Source organism: Streptomyces turgidiscabies Car8, from assembly GCF_000331005.1.
GTDB lineage: Bacteria > Actinomycetota > Actinomycetes > Streptomycetales > Streptomycetaceae > Streptomyces > Streptomyces turgidiscabies.
The window spans coordinates 1-13,260 of record NZ_AEJB01000640.1; the positions used below are offsets into that span (position 1 = coordinate 1).

Annotated in this window: 11 protein-coding genes; 6 read left to right on the forward strand and 5 right to left on the reverse strand. The window is 68.6% G+C overall.

The features are described 5' to 3' along the window. Nucleotides 1–104 precede the first annotated feature (104 nt). The 3 genes from STRTUCAR8_RS44585 to acnA form a co-directional block, all read right to left on the reverse strand. The gene (locus STRTUCAR8_RS44585; protein ID WP_006383098.1) at nucleotides 105–1,610 is read right to left on the reverse strand and encodes a sensor histidine kinase; all 1,506 of its coding nucleotides are present in this window, start codon (nucleotides 1,608–1,610) and stop codon (nucleotides 105–107) included. Next, entirely contained in the window at nucleotides 1,607–2,065 is a 459-nt protein-coding gene (locus STRTUCAR8_RS48850; RefSeq protein ID WP_044473968.1) for a response regulator, read from the reverse strand. The genes STRTUCAR8_RS44585 and STRTUCAR8_RS48850 overlap by 4 nt, the downstream gene beginning before the upstream one ends. Nucleotides 2,066–2,210: 145 nt before the next feature. Continuing rightward, nucleotides 2,211–4,928, reverse strand: coding sequence for an aconitate hydratase AcnA (gene acnA, locus STRTUCAR8_RS44595; protein ID WP_006383101.1), 2,718 nt, complete (start codon nucleotides 4,926–4,928; stop codon nucleotides 2,211–2,213). A 268-nt stretch (nucleotides 4,929–5,196) separates the two neighbouring features. On the opposite strand from acnA, the gene STRTUCAR8_RS44600 reads away from it, so the two are divergent. The 4 genes from STRTUCAR8_RS44600 (at nucleotide 5,197) to STRTUCAR8_RS44615 (ending at nucleotide 9,534) form a co-directional block, all read left to right on the forward strand. Further along, on the forward strand, nucleotides 5,197–5,949 hold the full coding sequence (locus tag STRTUCAR8_RS44600; protein WP_006383097.1) for a TnsA-like heteromeric transposase endonuclease subunit: 753 nt from the start codon (nucleotides 5,197–5,199) through the stop codon (nucleotides 5,947–5,949). 362 nt (nucleotides 5,950–6,311) lie between these two features. Then, nucleotides 6,312–7,829, forward strand: a complete 1,518-nt coding sequence (locus tag STRTUCAR8_RS44605) for a Mu transposase C-terminal domain-containing protein (protein WP_100247792.1) — start codon at nucleotides 6,312–6,314, stop codon at nucleotides 7,827–7,829. Beyond that, entirely contained in the window at nucleotides 7,826–8,875 is a 1,050-nt protein-coding gene (locus STRTUCAR8_RS44610) for an ATP-binding protein (RefSeq protein WP_006383100.1), read from the forward strand. The genes STRTUCAR8_RS44605 and STRTUCAR8_RS44610 overlap by 4 nt, the downstream gene beginning before the upstream one ends. After that, nucleotides 8,872–9,534: a hypothetical protein gene (locus STRTUCAR8_RS44615; RefSeq protein WP_006383103.1), complete on the forward strand. Its 663-nt coding sequence runs from the start codon at nucleotides 8,872–8,874 to the stop codon at nucleotides 9,532–9,534. The genes STRTUCAR8_RS44610 and STRTUCAR8_RS44615 overlap by 4 nt, the downstream gene beginning before the upstream one ends. Before the next feature lie 114 nt (nucleotides 9,535–9,648). On the opposite strand, the gene STRTUCAR8_RS44620 is transcribed toward STRTUCAR8_RS44615, so the two are convergent. Both STRTUCAR8_RS44620 and STRTUCAR8_RS44625 read right to left on the reverse strand, forming a co-directional pair. Then, complete coding sequence (locus tag STRTUCAR8_RS44620; protein WP_006383102.1) at nucleotides 9,649–10,038, reverse strand: hypothetical protein; 390 nt, start codon at nucleotides 10,036–10,038, stop codon at nucleotides 9,649–9,651. A 92-nt stretch (nucleotides 10,039–10,130) separates the two neighbouring features. Then, nucleotides 10,131–11,135 (reverse strand): hypothetical protein, encoded by a 1,005-nt coding sequence (locus STRTUCAR8_RS44625; protein ID WP_006383099.1) that lies wholly within the window; start codon nucleotides 11,133–11,135, stop codon nucleotides 10,131–10,133. Between the two features lie 315 nt (nucleotides 11,136–11,450). Here STRTUCAR8_RS44625 and STRTUCAR8_RS44630 point away from each other — a divergent pair, with 315 nt between their 5' ends. Beyond that, entirely contained in the window at nucleotides 11,451–11,651 is a 201-nt protein-coding gene (locus STRTUCAR8_RS44630; protein WP_006383106.1) for a DUF4236 domain-containing protein, read from the forward strand. 64 nt (nucleotides 11,652–11,715) lie between these two features. Beyond that, the gene (locus STRTUCAR8_RS44635) at nucleotides 11,716–13,245 is read left to right on the forward strand and encodes a helix-turn-helix domain-containing protein (protein WP_006383096.1); all 1,530 of its coding nucleotides are present in this window, start codon (nucleotides 11,716–11,718) and stop codon (nucleotides 13,243–13,245) included. Nucleotides 13,246–13,260 lie beyond the last annotated feature (15 nt).

The window sequence follows — 13,260 nt, forward strand, 5'->3', positions numbered from 1 at the left end:
CCCACCTCACTCTCCATCGAAGCTAGCGCCGCGGGGTGAAGATGTAAACGCCTGACGCACAAGGGCCGGGCCCGGATGACGGGAGTTCCGGGGTGCGGATGCGCTCACCGCGGAACGGCCGTACGGAGATCAGGTCGGTGCGTGGGCTGCGGGGCCGGGCTCGCGGTGGGCAGCTCGATCGTGAACTCGGTGTGCCCCGGGGCGCTTTCGACGCCGATGCGGCCTCCGTGCGCGGCCACGACGGCCGTCACGATGGCGAGGCCGAGGCCCGATCCCCCGTCCTCGGAACCGCTGCGGGCGCGGGAGACGTCGGCCCGGGTGAAGCGTTCGAAGACGGACGGGAGCAGGTGCGGCGGAATGCCGGGCCCGTCGTCGCGTACGCGGATGACGCAGCGGTCGTCCACGACCTCGACGGAGGCCACCACCGTCGTGCCGGCGGGCGTGTGGACCCGTGCGTTGGCCAGCAGCTTGGCCACCACCTGGTGCAGCCGGACCTCGTCGCCGGCGACCAGTGCCGGGGAGTCGAGGAGCAGCGCCAGCTGCCAGTTGTGGTGCTCACCCGCGGCCCGCGCGTCCCACACCGACTCGGCGACCACCGCGGCGAGGTCCACCTCGGCCGACTGCAACGGCCGCCCCTCGTCGAGCCGGGCGAGCAGCAGCAGGTCCTCCACCAGCCCGGTCATCCGCGCCGACTCCGCCGACACGCGCCGCCAGGCCAGCGTCGGCTCGATGCGCTGGGTACCCCGGTTCATGAGTTCCGCGTATCCGGCGATCGAGGCGAGCGGGGTACGGAGTTCATGGCTGGCGTCGGACAGGAAGCGCCGCATGCGTTCCTCGCCGGCCTGGCGCTCGGCGAGCGACGACTCCACGTGGTCGATCATCCGGTTCAGGGCGGCTCCGACCTGGCCCACCTCGCTCCGCGGGTCGGTGTCGCGATTCGGGACGCGGGTGAGCCCGATGACCTCGCCCCGGCCCAGCGGCGCGCGCGAGACCTCGACCGCGGTGGCGGCGACCCGGTCCAGGGGCCGCAGTTGGCGCCGTATGACGACCGCGCAGACGCAGCCCGCGATCGTCAGTCCGACCACGGCCGCCACGGCCTCGACCACCACCAGGTCCTGGATCATCTCCTGGACGTCGTCCATCGGCAGCCCGGTCAGCACCCGGACCCCGTTGCCGGCGGTGCCGCCGACCGCGGTGATCCGGTAGGTGCCGAGGCCCGGAACGGCACGGGTGTGCATCGAGCCGTCGGCCCTGATGCCGGCGAGCGCCTCCCGCTGGGTGGGGGTCAGGTCCTGCGGCGCGGCGTCCCGGGCGACGACCCGCGCACTGAGCAGGGTGCCGTCGGCGTCGAGCCGGGCGGCCAGCGTTCCGGCGGGCTGGCCGTTCTCGTCGAGGAAGCTGAGGTCGGTGTCCAGTTCGGGGTGGAGCGCGGCACCGCCCTGGCTGCGGGCGACGGCGCCCGCGACACGGTCGTCCAGGCTGCCCACCAGATACCTGTGCTGGGCGAAGGCGGTGACGACCGCCATGGCGGCGCACACGACGGCCAGGGTGACCCCGATGAAGAGCAGCAGCCGGGTCCGCAGTGAGCGCCCGCGCAGTCGTACGGTCATCTCCCGTCCTCCCCCGCCCTGATCGCGTACCCGGGTGCGCGCACGGTGCGGATCATCGGCGCCCGCAGCTTGTCGATCTTGCGGCGCGGACTGGAGATGTACACCTCGGGCTCGGCGAGGTTCTCGCCGCTGTCGAAGCAGCTGGTCCACACCTCGCCGGGGAGCTGTTTCCGGGCGGTGAGCACGAGGACGGGCAGCCGCGGGCTCTCGTGGCGCAGCTGCCTGCGGAGCACCTGGAGGCCGTCGAGGTCGGGCAGCACGCCGTCGTGGACGACGGCGTGCGGGGCCCAGCTGCGCGCGAGGCGCAGCGCGCTCTCGCCGTCGAGGGCGGGGCACGGGCGCCGGCCCGCCTCGGCGACGGCCACGGCCGCGCACGACAGCTCCGTGAGCGCCGGTTCGTCGTCGACGATCAGCACACGGACGTGGTCGCCGCGAACCCCAGAAGTGCCAGACATGTCCTGATCGTGTCCCGGTTGCCTGGGGGAACCCTGTGTTCAACCTGAGCCCAGGCCATGTCCTGGCACCGGTGGCCTCCCCGCACAGCACAGGGCCGCACCCCCGTCACCGGGGATACGGCCCTCAACTGCCTTACCGAGCCGCTTAGTTGCGGATCAGGTTGCGCAGCACGTACTGCATGATGCCGCCGTTGCGGTAGTAGTCCGCCTCGCCGGGGGTGTCGATGCGGACGACCGCGTCGAACTCGACGCCCGTGTCGGTGGTCACCTTGACCGTGCGCGGGGTGGTGCCGTTGTTCAGCTCCTCGACGCCGGTGAAGGAGAAGGTCTCCTCGCCGGTGAGGCCGAGGGACTGCGCGGTGGCGCCCTCCGGGTACTGGAGCGGGAGCACGCCCATGCCGATGAGGTTCGAGCGGTGGATGCGCTCGTACGACTCGGCGATGACGGCCTTGACGCCGAGGAGCGCGGTGCCCTTGGCGGCCCAGTCGCGGGACGAGCCGGAGCCGTACTCCTTGCCGGACAGGATGACCAGCGGGATGCCCTGCTCGATGTAGTTGCGCGAGGCGTCGTAGATGAAGGCGACAGGCGCGTCGGGCTGGGTGAAGTCGCGGGTGTAGCCGCCCTCGGTGCCCGGCGCGATCTGGTTGCGCAGGCGGATGTTGGCGAACGTACCGCGGATCATCACCTCGTGGTTGCCACGGCGGGAACCGTACGAGTTGAAGTCACGGCGCTCGACGCCGTGCTCCGTGAGGTACTTGCCACCGGGGGTGTCGGCCTTGATCGCACCGGCCGGGGAGATGTGGTCAGTGGTGACCGAGTCGCCGAGCTTGGCGAGGACACGGGCGCCGGCGATGTCCGAGACCGGGGTGGTCTCCATCGTCATGCCCTCGAAGTACGGGGGCTTGCGTACGTAGGTGGACTGCGGGTCCCACTCGAAGGTGTCGCCCTCGGGGATGGACAGGGCCTGCCACTGGGCGTCGCCCGCGAAGACGTCCTTGTAGGACTTGCTGAACATGTCCTCGCCGATGGCGTTCGCCACGACGTCGTTGACCTCGGCCTCGGAGGGCCAGATGTCGGCCAGGAAGACCGGCTTGCCCTCCTGGTCGACGCCGAGCGCGTCACGCGTGATGTCCACCTTCATGGACCCCGCGAGGGCGTAGGCGACGACGAGCGGCGGGGACGCCAGGTAGTTCATCTTGACGTCGGGGTTGATCCGGCCCTCGAAGTTGCGGTTGCCGGAGAGCACCGAGGTCACGGCCAGGTCGTGGTCGTTGACGGCCTTGGAGACCTCGTCCGGCAGCGGGCCGGAGTTGCCGATGCAGGTGGTGCAGCCGTAGCCGACGAGGTTGAAGCCGACCTTGTCGAGGTAGGGGGTGAGCCCGGCCTTGTCGAAGTAGTCGGTGACGACCTTGGAGCCCGGGGCGAGGGTGGTCTTGACCCACGGCTTGCGGGTCAGGCCCTTCTCCACGGCCTTCTTCGCGACGAGCGCGGCGGCGACCATGACGTACGGGTTCGAGGTGTTGGTGCAGGAGGTGATGGCCGCGACCGTCACCGCGCCGTGGTCGATCTCGTACGTCGAACCGTCGGGGGCCGTCACGGTGACCGGGTTGGACGGCGCGCCGTTCGGGGCGACGGCCGGGGAGTCGGAGGCCGGGAAGGACTCCTTGCCCGCCTCGTCCACGGCGTCGACGTAGTTGAGGACGTCCGTCTTGAACTGCTCGGCGGCGTTCGCGAGGACGATACGGTCCTGCGGGCGCTTCGGGCCGGCGATGGAGGGGACGACCGTCGAGAGGTCGAGCTCCAGCTTCTCGGAGAAGTCGGGCTCGGCGGCCGGGTCGAGCCAGAGGCCCTGCTCCTTGGCGTACGCCTCGACGAGCGCGACCTGCTGTTCGCTGCGGCCGGTGAGCTTCAGGTACTTCAGGGTCTCGCCGTCGATCGGGAAGATGGCGGCGGTGGAACCGAACTCCGGCGACATGTTGCCGATGGTGGCGCGGTTCGCGAGGGAGGTGGCGGCGACGCCCTCGCCGTAGAACTCGACGAACTTGCCGACGACACCGTGCTTGCGGAGCATCTCCGTGATGGTCAGCACGAGGTCGGTGGCGGTGGTGCCGGGCGTCAGCTCACCGGTGAGCTTGAAGCCGACGACGCGCGGGATGAGCATCGAGACGGGCTGGCCCAGCATCGCGGCCTCGGCCTCGATACCGCCGACGCCCCAGCCGAGCACACCGAGGCCGTTGACCATGGTGGTGTGGGAGTCGGTGCCGACCAGGGTGTCCGGGTACGCCTGGCCGTTACGGACCATGACCGTACGGGCGAGGTGCTCGATGTTGACCTGGTGGACGATGCCGGTGCCGGGCGGGACGACCTTGAAGTCGTCGAACGCGGTCTGGCCCCAGCGCAGGAACTGGTAGCGCTCCTTGTTGCGGCCGTACTCCAGCTCGACGTTCTGCGCGAAGGCCTCGTTGGTGCCGAACTTGTCGGCGATGACGGAGTGGTCGATGACCATCTCGGCCGGGGAGAGCGGGTTGACCTTCGCCGGGTCTCCGCCGAGCGCCTTCACGGCCTCACGCATGGTCGCGAGGTCCACGACACAGGGCACGCCGGTGAAGTCCTGCATGATCACGCGGGCCGGCGTGAACTGGATCTCCTGGCTGGGCTGCGCCTGCGAGTCCCAGCCACCGATGGCCCGGATGTGGTCGGCGGTGATGTTCGCGCCGTCCTCGGTACGGAGCAGGTTCTCCAGCAGCACCTTCAGGCTGTACGGAAGGCGAGCCGAGCCTTCCACCTTGTCCAGCCGGAAGATCTCGTACGACTCGTCGCCCACGCTGAGCGTGCTACGGGCGTCGAAGCTGTTCGCCGACACGACAGTCTCCTTCATTGATGTGCGCGTTCCACCGCATCCTGCCGCCACGACCACTTGGCCGATCCGCTAAGGTCAGGCTAAGTTAGGTAAGCCTTAGTGGCACAGTTATCTCGATGTCGAGATAACTCTAGTGCATGGGTGGCGAATGGTCATGCCCGGCCGCGGTGTCCGCTGTCATCCAATCGAGGCGTTTGACAGCGAACCCAGTCGTTCCGGCTTCCTTGCCAGCGAACCTAGTCGTACGAGGGGACGTACTGGGGGGTGCTGGGTGGCCGTACCGGTCGGGGTGGAGCTCGCGGAGCCGTACGTTGAGCTGTCGTACATGGATGCTGTGCGCGCGTGTCGGCGGCGTCCGCTCCTGGACTGCGCGACGGCGCGGTTCGAGGACGTGGCCGCGGTACGGCCGTTTCGCTGGTCACGTGGTGAGCGTCACTTCCCGGGCTGGTACTGGGCGGCGACGACCGGGCGGCACGTCGGCTTTGAGTCCTGGCTGGAACGGGACCGGCTTGTACTGATGGACTTCGATCCTGAGGTGGCAGGGATCGCCTCGCAGCCGTTCTGGCTGCACTGGCACGACGGCGAGCGTGAGCGTCGGCACGCGCCGGACTACTTCGTACGCCGCGCGGACGGCTCGGCGGTGGTCGTCGACGTCCGCGCCGATGAGCGGGTCAAACCGAAGGACGCGGAGGCGTTCGAGGTGACGCGCCGGGCCTGCCGTCAGGCCGGATGGAGCTTCGAGCGGGTCGGGGTTCCGGAGGAAGTGCTGCTAGCGAACGTGCGGTGGCTGTCGCGCTACCGGCATCCCCGGTGCCGACGCGGGCCGGTCGTGGACCGTATCCGGGAGGTCTTCGCGGAACCGGCCCCGTTGATGGCTGGCGCGGATGCAGCCGGTGACCGGCTTGAGACGCTCCCCGTCCTGTTCCATCTCCTCTGGCTGCACGAGGTGGCCGCCGAGGGGCTGGCGATCGCGCTGCTGGGGCCGTCCACCGTCGTGCGCCTGGCGGACGGAAGTGTTCGGTGACGCGGGCCGGAAAGGAACGGCGGGTGCCTGCGTCGGCCAGGATCGCGGAGTTCCCGCAGACTGCTGCGGAACAGGCCCGTTGGTGGGAGAGGCACATTCTGGAGGTGCTGGACGGCTTGCCGCCGGATGCTCCTGCGGGGACGGTGCCGCGCCCGGAGTTCGACCCGGAACGGAACTCGCTGGCTCAGCGGGAGCGGGCCAAGGCTGCCGAGCTGACGGCGGCCGGGCACGCAATGACGGCCAGCGGCGTCAAGCAACGGCGCCAGCGCTATCAGCGGGACGGGCTGGTCGGACTGGCCGACGGCCGGGTGGCCAAGCAGATGCCGTCCTTCGGCCGGGTGGCCCCGGCGGTGGTCGAGGCGATGCGCCAGGCGATCGACGAGACGGCCGAGGCGTCGTCGAGGACGATCGGTTTCGTGGTCTGGCGGGCGACGCAGATCCTTGCCACGCGTGAGGACGCGCGGGACATCGAGGTTCCCTCTCAGCGCACGCTCTACCGGCTGTTCGACAAGCTGGCCGCGGGCACTCACGCGACGGGCTCGGCGACCACACGCCGTTCGGTGAACGCTCGGCCGGCAAGGCCGTTCGGGGAGGTGCCGGCCTGCGCGCCGGGCGAGTGGATGCAGATCGACTCCACGCCGCTGGACGTCCTGGTCCGGCTGGACGACGGCATTGCCGGGAAGGTCGAGCTGACCGCCATGATCGACCTGGCGACCAGGTCACTGGCCGCCGCGGTGTTGCGGCCGACAACGAAAGCGGCCGACGCCTCCGCTCTCCTGGCCCGGAGCATCACCCCTGAGATGATGCGGCCTGGCTGGCCGGAAGCTCTTCGGATGTCGAGATCGGTGCTGCCGCACCGGCGTCTGATGGCCTTGGACGAGCGGCTTCAGCACGCGGCTGGAAGGCCGGTGATCGTGCCGGACACGATCGTCTGCGACCACGGCAAGGTCTTCATCTCGAACAACTTCCGTGCGTCCTGCCGCTACTTGGGCATCAGCCTCCAGCCGACGCACAAGGCGTCGCCCTTCGAGAAGGGTGCGATCGAGAAGACGCTGGGTTCGGTGGCGACGCTGTTCGCGCAGTTCGTGACGGGTTACACCGGCCGCTCGGTGGACCGCCGGGGCCACGGCCTGGAGAACGGACCGCTGTGGTCCCTGCCCGAGCTCCAGGGCCTGCTGGACGAGTGGATCGTCATCTGGCAGAACCGCCCGCACGACGCGCTGCGGGACCCGGACTCACCGAAGCGCGCGTTCACGCCGAACGAGAAGTACGCGATGCTGCTGGAGTCGTGCGGCTACGTCCCGGCCCCGTTCAGCGGCGAGGACTACGTCGAGTTGCTGCCTGAACGCTGGCAGGCGATCAACTCGTACGGCATCCGGATCAACCACCGCACCTACGACGACGCCGAGCTGGTCCCGCTGCGCCGCCAGCACTCCGGAGTGGCGGAGAAGAAGGGGCTGTGGGAGATCCACTACGACCCCTACGACGTCTCCCGGGTCTGGGTACGCGACCGCCGCAGCGAACCGGCCCGGTGGATCACCGTGTTCTGGAAACACCTGCACCGCGTCGGTGTCCCGTTCGGCGAGCTGGCCTGGGACCACGCCCGCGAACAGGTGCCGGGAGGGACCGAGGAACAGATCGCCGATGCCGCCGCAGACCTACTGCGGCGGACCCACGACGGACCGGACCGGCGGGAGGACCGTGCGGCGAAACGGTCCCGGCGCGTCGCCGCGCGGACCCGGGCCACTGTCTCCGGCCGGCCGGTCCCCGATCCGCCCACCGCCGAAAAAGCCCGGGACGACCAGGCGGACACCGAGTCCGCGAAGGTCATCCCGCTGGGGCTGTTCGACCCGCTCGCCAACCCCTGGAGGCGTCCGTGACCATCTCCGAACCAGCGACCGGACGCACATCGCTCAAGGATGCGGACGCCGAGGCCAACCGGCAGCTGACCACCCTGGAGGGGTGGCGGAGGTTCGCCGCCGGCCCGCCCAGTCCCCCCGTTCTGTCGACCTCGACCGAGCTGGACGGTCTGTCTCCGGTCGAGCGGGTGCTCTATGACGAGGACCGGCTCGACCATCACGCCCGGATGCTCGTGGTCGCCACCTCGTTCGTCGAGAAGACGGTGGTCTGCGGGCGGCGGCTGGTCCTGCTCAACCGGCACGCGATCAGTGCCCGCCGCGGCCTGATGGTCTCCGGGCTGCCCGGCACCGGCAAGACCAGTGCCCTCACCCAGCTCGGACTCGCCCACGAACTCCTCGACCGGGCCCGCCACCCGAACGTCGCCGACCGCATCCCGGTGCTCTACATCACCGTCCCGCCCGCGGCGACCGCACGCATGATCGCCGCCGAGTTCGCGCGCTTCCTGGGTCTGCCGGTCAGGGCCAGATCGAACATGACCGACATCATCGAAGCGGTGGTCGGCGTCTGCACGGACACCCGCACCGGCCTGGTCCTGGTCGACGAAATCCACAACGTCTCGCAGGTCACACGGGCCGGTGCCGAGGTCTCCGACACTCTGAAGTACTTCTCGGAACGCCTCCCTGCGACGTTCGCCTACGCGGGCATCAACCTCGAAACCAGCGAATTGCTGGCCGGCACCCGCGGCGCCCAGATCGCGAGCCGCTTCACCCTCGTCCCCACCCGTCCCTTCCCCTACGGCGCCGAATGGAAAGGCCTGGTCGCGACCATGGAGCAGACCCTTCTCCTGCACGACCATCCACCGGGAAGTCTGGTCAAGCTGGACCGCTACCTCCACAGACGAACCGACGGCATGATCGGCGCGCTCTCCCACGCGATCCGGGGCGCCGCGATCGACGCGATCCTCACGGGGACCGAGCGCATCACCAAGACATCACTCGATGCAATCGAACTCGACCATGCTGCCCAGACCTCCGCATCGCCGCTCAAGAACGCGACACGTCAATGACCGACACCTTCGGCGCGCCTCTCCAACGGCTCCCCGTCCCAGTCGCACCACGACTGGGTGAGAACACCGACTCCTACATCCGACGCCTAGCCCGCGCCAATCACCTCAAGCCCAGCTACCTGCACACCTTCCTGAGCGGGCCACCCTTCTGGTTCGGGAAACCTCGCCTCGACCGACTCTCAACTGTCTCCGGACGCACACCGGAAGTACTGCACCGAGCCCTTGTCGACGCGAGTTCACCCCGCTTGCGCTACAAACCGATGCCAGGCCGTTTCGAACGCAAGTACAGAGATCAGGTGCCTCAGTACGCTGAGCACCAGATCCAACAGCAGGCGATGGAAGGCGCAGTCCCCCTGCAAACGCTCGCTCACCGTCATGGAGTCTCGAAGCGGCTCATCTACTACTTCCTCGACAACCCGCCCCAACCGTTCGAAGAACGCCCCGTGCGCGGGCCAGCGGTGATCACGCGTTTCCAGCATCTGATCGAGCCGCTGATCGCATCCGGACTCAACACCCGAGAGATTTGGTGCGAGCTCATGGACACGCACAGCACGTCCATCTCCTACGGCACCTTGAACGGCTACATGTGCAAGAAGCGCAAAGAAGAGCGCCGGCGCGAAGCCCGAAATGCCAGAATCACCACAGCTCGGTCTCGCTAGATGATCAATCCCAAGGGATGCCCGCGGAGGGTGTGGGGTGGGCGGCGGCCGAAGCCACGGCGAGACGGTCAGGCGGCGGCTGCCGGCCCTGGTTGTCGAGGTGGCAGCGGGCGGTCAGGCGTCAGGGTCGACTTCGGGGTGCGTGAACCGCATGGGCTTGCCCAGCGACCGGGCGTAGGCGATTTCGGCTCGGGTGCTGTCTCCGATGTAGTCGCCGACTACGAGCACCTCATCAGCGAGCCGGATCTTCGCCCGGTGCAGATCGTCGAGTCGAACCTTCAGCGTCTCGGCCTCGACAGGATCGGACCAAAGGTCGTGCGGCGACTTCATGTCACAGCCCGGTTTGACGACAATCTTTCCGGCTTTGGTCTCCCACAGATCGGCCTCGTTCATCTCGGCCATGAAGCGGGTGGAGCCGCAGATCACGACGATGCGCGGGAGGCTCAACAGCTTCTTCGCGTCGGCGAGCTTCTCCTCGGGGGTGAGCAGTTGCGGGTCTGACACTGGTTCCTCCTGGTGGTGTGGTCCAAGGGGGCGCGCGATGTCCGGTTCAACGATGTCCCGTTGCCTCGGTCGCGACGCCGGGGCCGGCCGCGTCATACTCCGGTGAGTCCGAGGCGGTGGGCCAGGTCGTCCACAGCGGCGCGGTCCTGGTCGGACAGGTTCTCGCGCACCCCCAGGGAGATGCCCACGTCGGGGTCGTCGAGCTTCGGTGTCATCACGGCCGCGCCCACGAACGGGGTGGTGTCGGGCAGCCGCATCGCCAGACGCTGTGCCCAGACCAGCTCGGAGCGAATCCACGCCATGCCGGTGCGGGCGGCGTCGAAGAGAAGGATGGTGGGCCTGGTCTTGGCCTGCCGGACCTTCTGCTCGTCTTCCAGGGCGGCCAGCACCTCGCCCTCCACATCAATCAAGTGAGGACCCGGCTCTGCGCCCCAGAAGCCGCCGGCGACGGTGACCAGCGAACCGTTCGGCAGGTAGTCGCCCTGGTAGATCCCGATGTTGAGCAGGAGACGTGTGCGAGCCGACCAGGGCTGGTCTATGACTTTGGTCTGGGAGCCCAGGTCCCTGCTGCGTACCCGCTGGAGTGTCTCCGCGACCACCTCGGCCCGTGTCGCGGACTTGATGGTGAGCGGCTGGGAGTCAGGCATGAGGCGTACGAGGACCGGCGGGGTGACGTCGGCGAGGGCGGCCTGGAGTTCGTCTCGCAGGTCTTGCAGGCCGTCCAGACGGCGGGCCTTGACCTCGATGGCGAGGTTCATGTCGCGCAGCATCAGGTCCGGATCGGTGGCCCCGTTGCGCTGGCCGAAGTCGAAGGGGACCCCGGCGCGTGCGAGCTTGGCGCCGGCAACCATCTCCGCTCGCGGGATCATCAGGTCGTCGAAGGTGCGGGCCTTGCGGAAGTCCCTGCGTACACCGCCACGACGCTCAGGTTTCGCCTTCTCCAGGGCCTCGATGATGTTCTCGAAGGCCGTGACGACGACCAAGGCGGAGCTGTCCGCGGGGGTGTTCCCGGTGGCCTCGGCGATCAGGTCGGCCAGCGGGTGGTCCTGCGGCGCGTTTTCCATCCAGTCCTGCAGGAAGGGGAACGACGTACTCACATCAAGTCCTGGAGGGTTGGCCGGGCGGAGGAGGTGGTCACGCCTGCGGCACGGCCAGCGTACGCGCGCGCGGGAGCCGCCTGTATCGGGTTTCTGTAGGCTCCACCGCAGCATGTTGCTGGCAGGCTCTGCTATGAAGTGGCGGCTATTACACGTATCTCCTCCGCCCACCAAGGGGTGCCTGCGACGACGCATCACCTTTGCCATCGAACTTAGTCGCCGCTGGCCAGAAGCTCCTCGCCGACTAAGTTCGATGGCAAAGGACACGCGGTGTGATGTGGCCATCACCGCGCAGATCCGGGGTAACCGACCCCTATGCCTCTCACCTTCCGCAAGAGCTTCCGGATACTTCCCGGCGTACGCCTGAACATCAACAAGGGCTCCTGGTCGATCACGACCGGCGGCGGCAGCCACGGGCCGCGACACACCCACAGCAGCACGGGACGCCGTACGACGTCCATGGATCTGCCCGGACCTTTCGGCTGGCGCCGCACCCGTTCCGCCAAGCGCCGCTGACGGTACGTCACCCGCACGGACTCCCCAGAAGGCGCCATCTCATATCTGAGATAACCTCGTCCTCATGGCAGACGACTACCTCGTACGTATCGGCAAGCTCATCCGTGACGCCAGGCAGCACCGTGGCTGGACACAGACGCAGCTCGCCGAGGCGCTCGGCACCAGCCAGAGCGCGGTCAACCGCATCGAGCGCGGCAATCAAAACATCAGCCTTGAGATGATCGCTCGAATCGGTGAAGCCCTCGACAGCGAGATCGTCTCTCTGGGGTACGCGGGTCCGATGCACCTGCGCGTGGTCGGCGGTCGCCGCCTCTCCGGCTCGATCGACGTCAAGACCAGCAAGAACGCCTGTGTCGCGCTGCTGTGCGCCTCGCTCCTCAACAAGGGGCGCACAGTGCTGCGCCGGGTCGCCCGCATCGAAGAGGTGTACCGCCTGTTGGAGGTCCTCAACTCGATCGGCGTACGGACGCGGTGGATCAACGAGGGCGTGGACCTGGAGATCGTGCCGCCGGCCGAGCTGGACATGGCGGCCATCGACGCCCAGGCCGCCCGCCGGACCCGCTCCATCATCATGTTCCTCGGCCCGCTGCTGCACCGCATGGACAGCTTCCGGCTGCCGTACGCGGGCGGCTGCGACCTCGGCACCAGGACCATCGAGCCGCACATGATCGCTCTGCGCCGGTTCGGACTCGACATCGCGGCGACGGAGGGCCTCTACCACGCCCGGGTCGACCGCTCCGTCTCCCCCGGCCGCCCGATCGTGCTGACCGAGCGCGGGGACACCGTCACCGAGAACGCGCTGCTCGCCGCCGCCCGGCACGCGGGCGTGACCGTCATCCGTAACGCGTCCTCCAACTACATGGTCCAGGACCTGTGCTTCTTCCTGGAGGCGCTGGGCGTACGGGTCGAGGGCATCGGCACGACGACGCTCACCGTGCACGGCGTACCGACCATCGACGTCGACGTGGACTACTCCCCCTCCGAGGACCCGGTCGAGGCGATGAGCCTCCTGACGGCGGCGGTCGTCACGGAGTCCGAACTGACCGTGCGCCGGGTGCCGATCGAGTTCCTGGAGATCGAACTGGCGGTCCTGGAGGAGATGGGACTCGACCACGACCGTACGGCGGAGTACTTCGCGGACAACGGCCGCACCCGGCTGGTCGACCTGACGGTCCGGCCCTCCAAACTGGAGGCGCCGATCGACAAGATCCACCCGATGCCGTTCCCGGGCCTGAACATCGACAACGTGCCGTTCTTCGCGGCCATCGCGGCCTCGGCCCAGGGCAAGACCCTCATCCACGACTGGGTCTACGACAACCGCGCGATCTACCTGACCGACCTGAACCGCCTCGGCGGCCGCCTCCAGCTCCTCGACCCGCACCGCGTCCTGGTCGAGGGCCCGACGCGCTGGCGAGCGGCCGAGATGATGTGCCCGCCGGCGCTGCGACCGGCGGTGGTGGTCCTGCTCGCGATGATGGCGGCGGAGGGCACGTCGGTACTGCGGAACGTGTACGTCATCAACCGGGGGTACGAGGACCTGGCGGAGCGGCTGAACTCGGTGGGGGCGCAGATCGAGATCTTCCGGGACATCTGATCGGCGGAGTGCCGT

Bases quoted from the DNA above. Each gene is read 5' to 3' on its own strand.
- STRTUCAR8_RS44585 (WP_006383098.1), bottom strand. From the start codon at position 1,610: ATGACCGTACGACTGCGCGGGCGCTCACTGCGGACCCGGCTGCTGCTC.
- STRTUCAR8_RS48850 (WP_044473968.1), bottom strand. From the start codon at position 2,065: ATGTCTGGCACTTCTGGGGTTCGCGGCGACCACGTCCGTGTGCTGATC.
- STRTUCAR8_RS44605 (WP_100247792.1), top strand. From the start codon at position 6,312: ATGCGCCAGGCGATCGACGAGACGGCCGAGGCGTCGTCGAGGACGATC.
- STRTUCAR8_RS44615 (WP_006383103.1), top strand. From the start codon at position 8,872: ATGACCGACACCTTCGGCGCGCCTCTCCAACGGCTCCCCGTCCCAGTC.
- STRTUCAR8_RS44630 (WP_006383106.1), top strand. From the start codon at position 11,451: ATGCCTCTCACCTTCCGCAAGAGCTTCCGGATACTTCCCGGCGTACGC.
- STRTUCAR8_RS44635 (WP_006383096.1), top strand. From the start codon at position 11,716: ATGGCAGACGACTACCTCGTACGTATCGGCAAGCTCATCCGTGACGCC.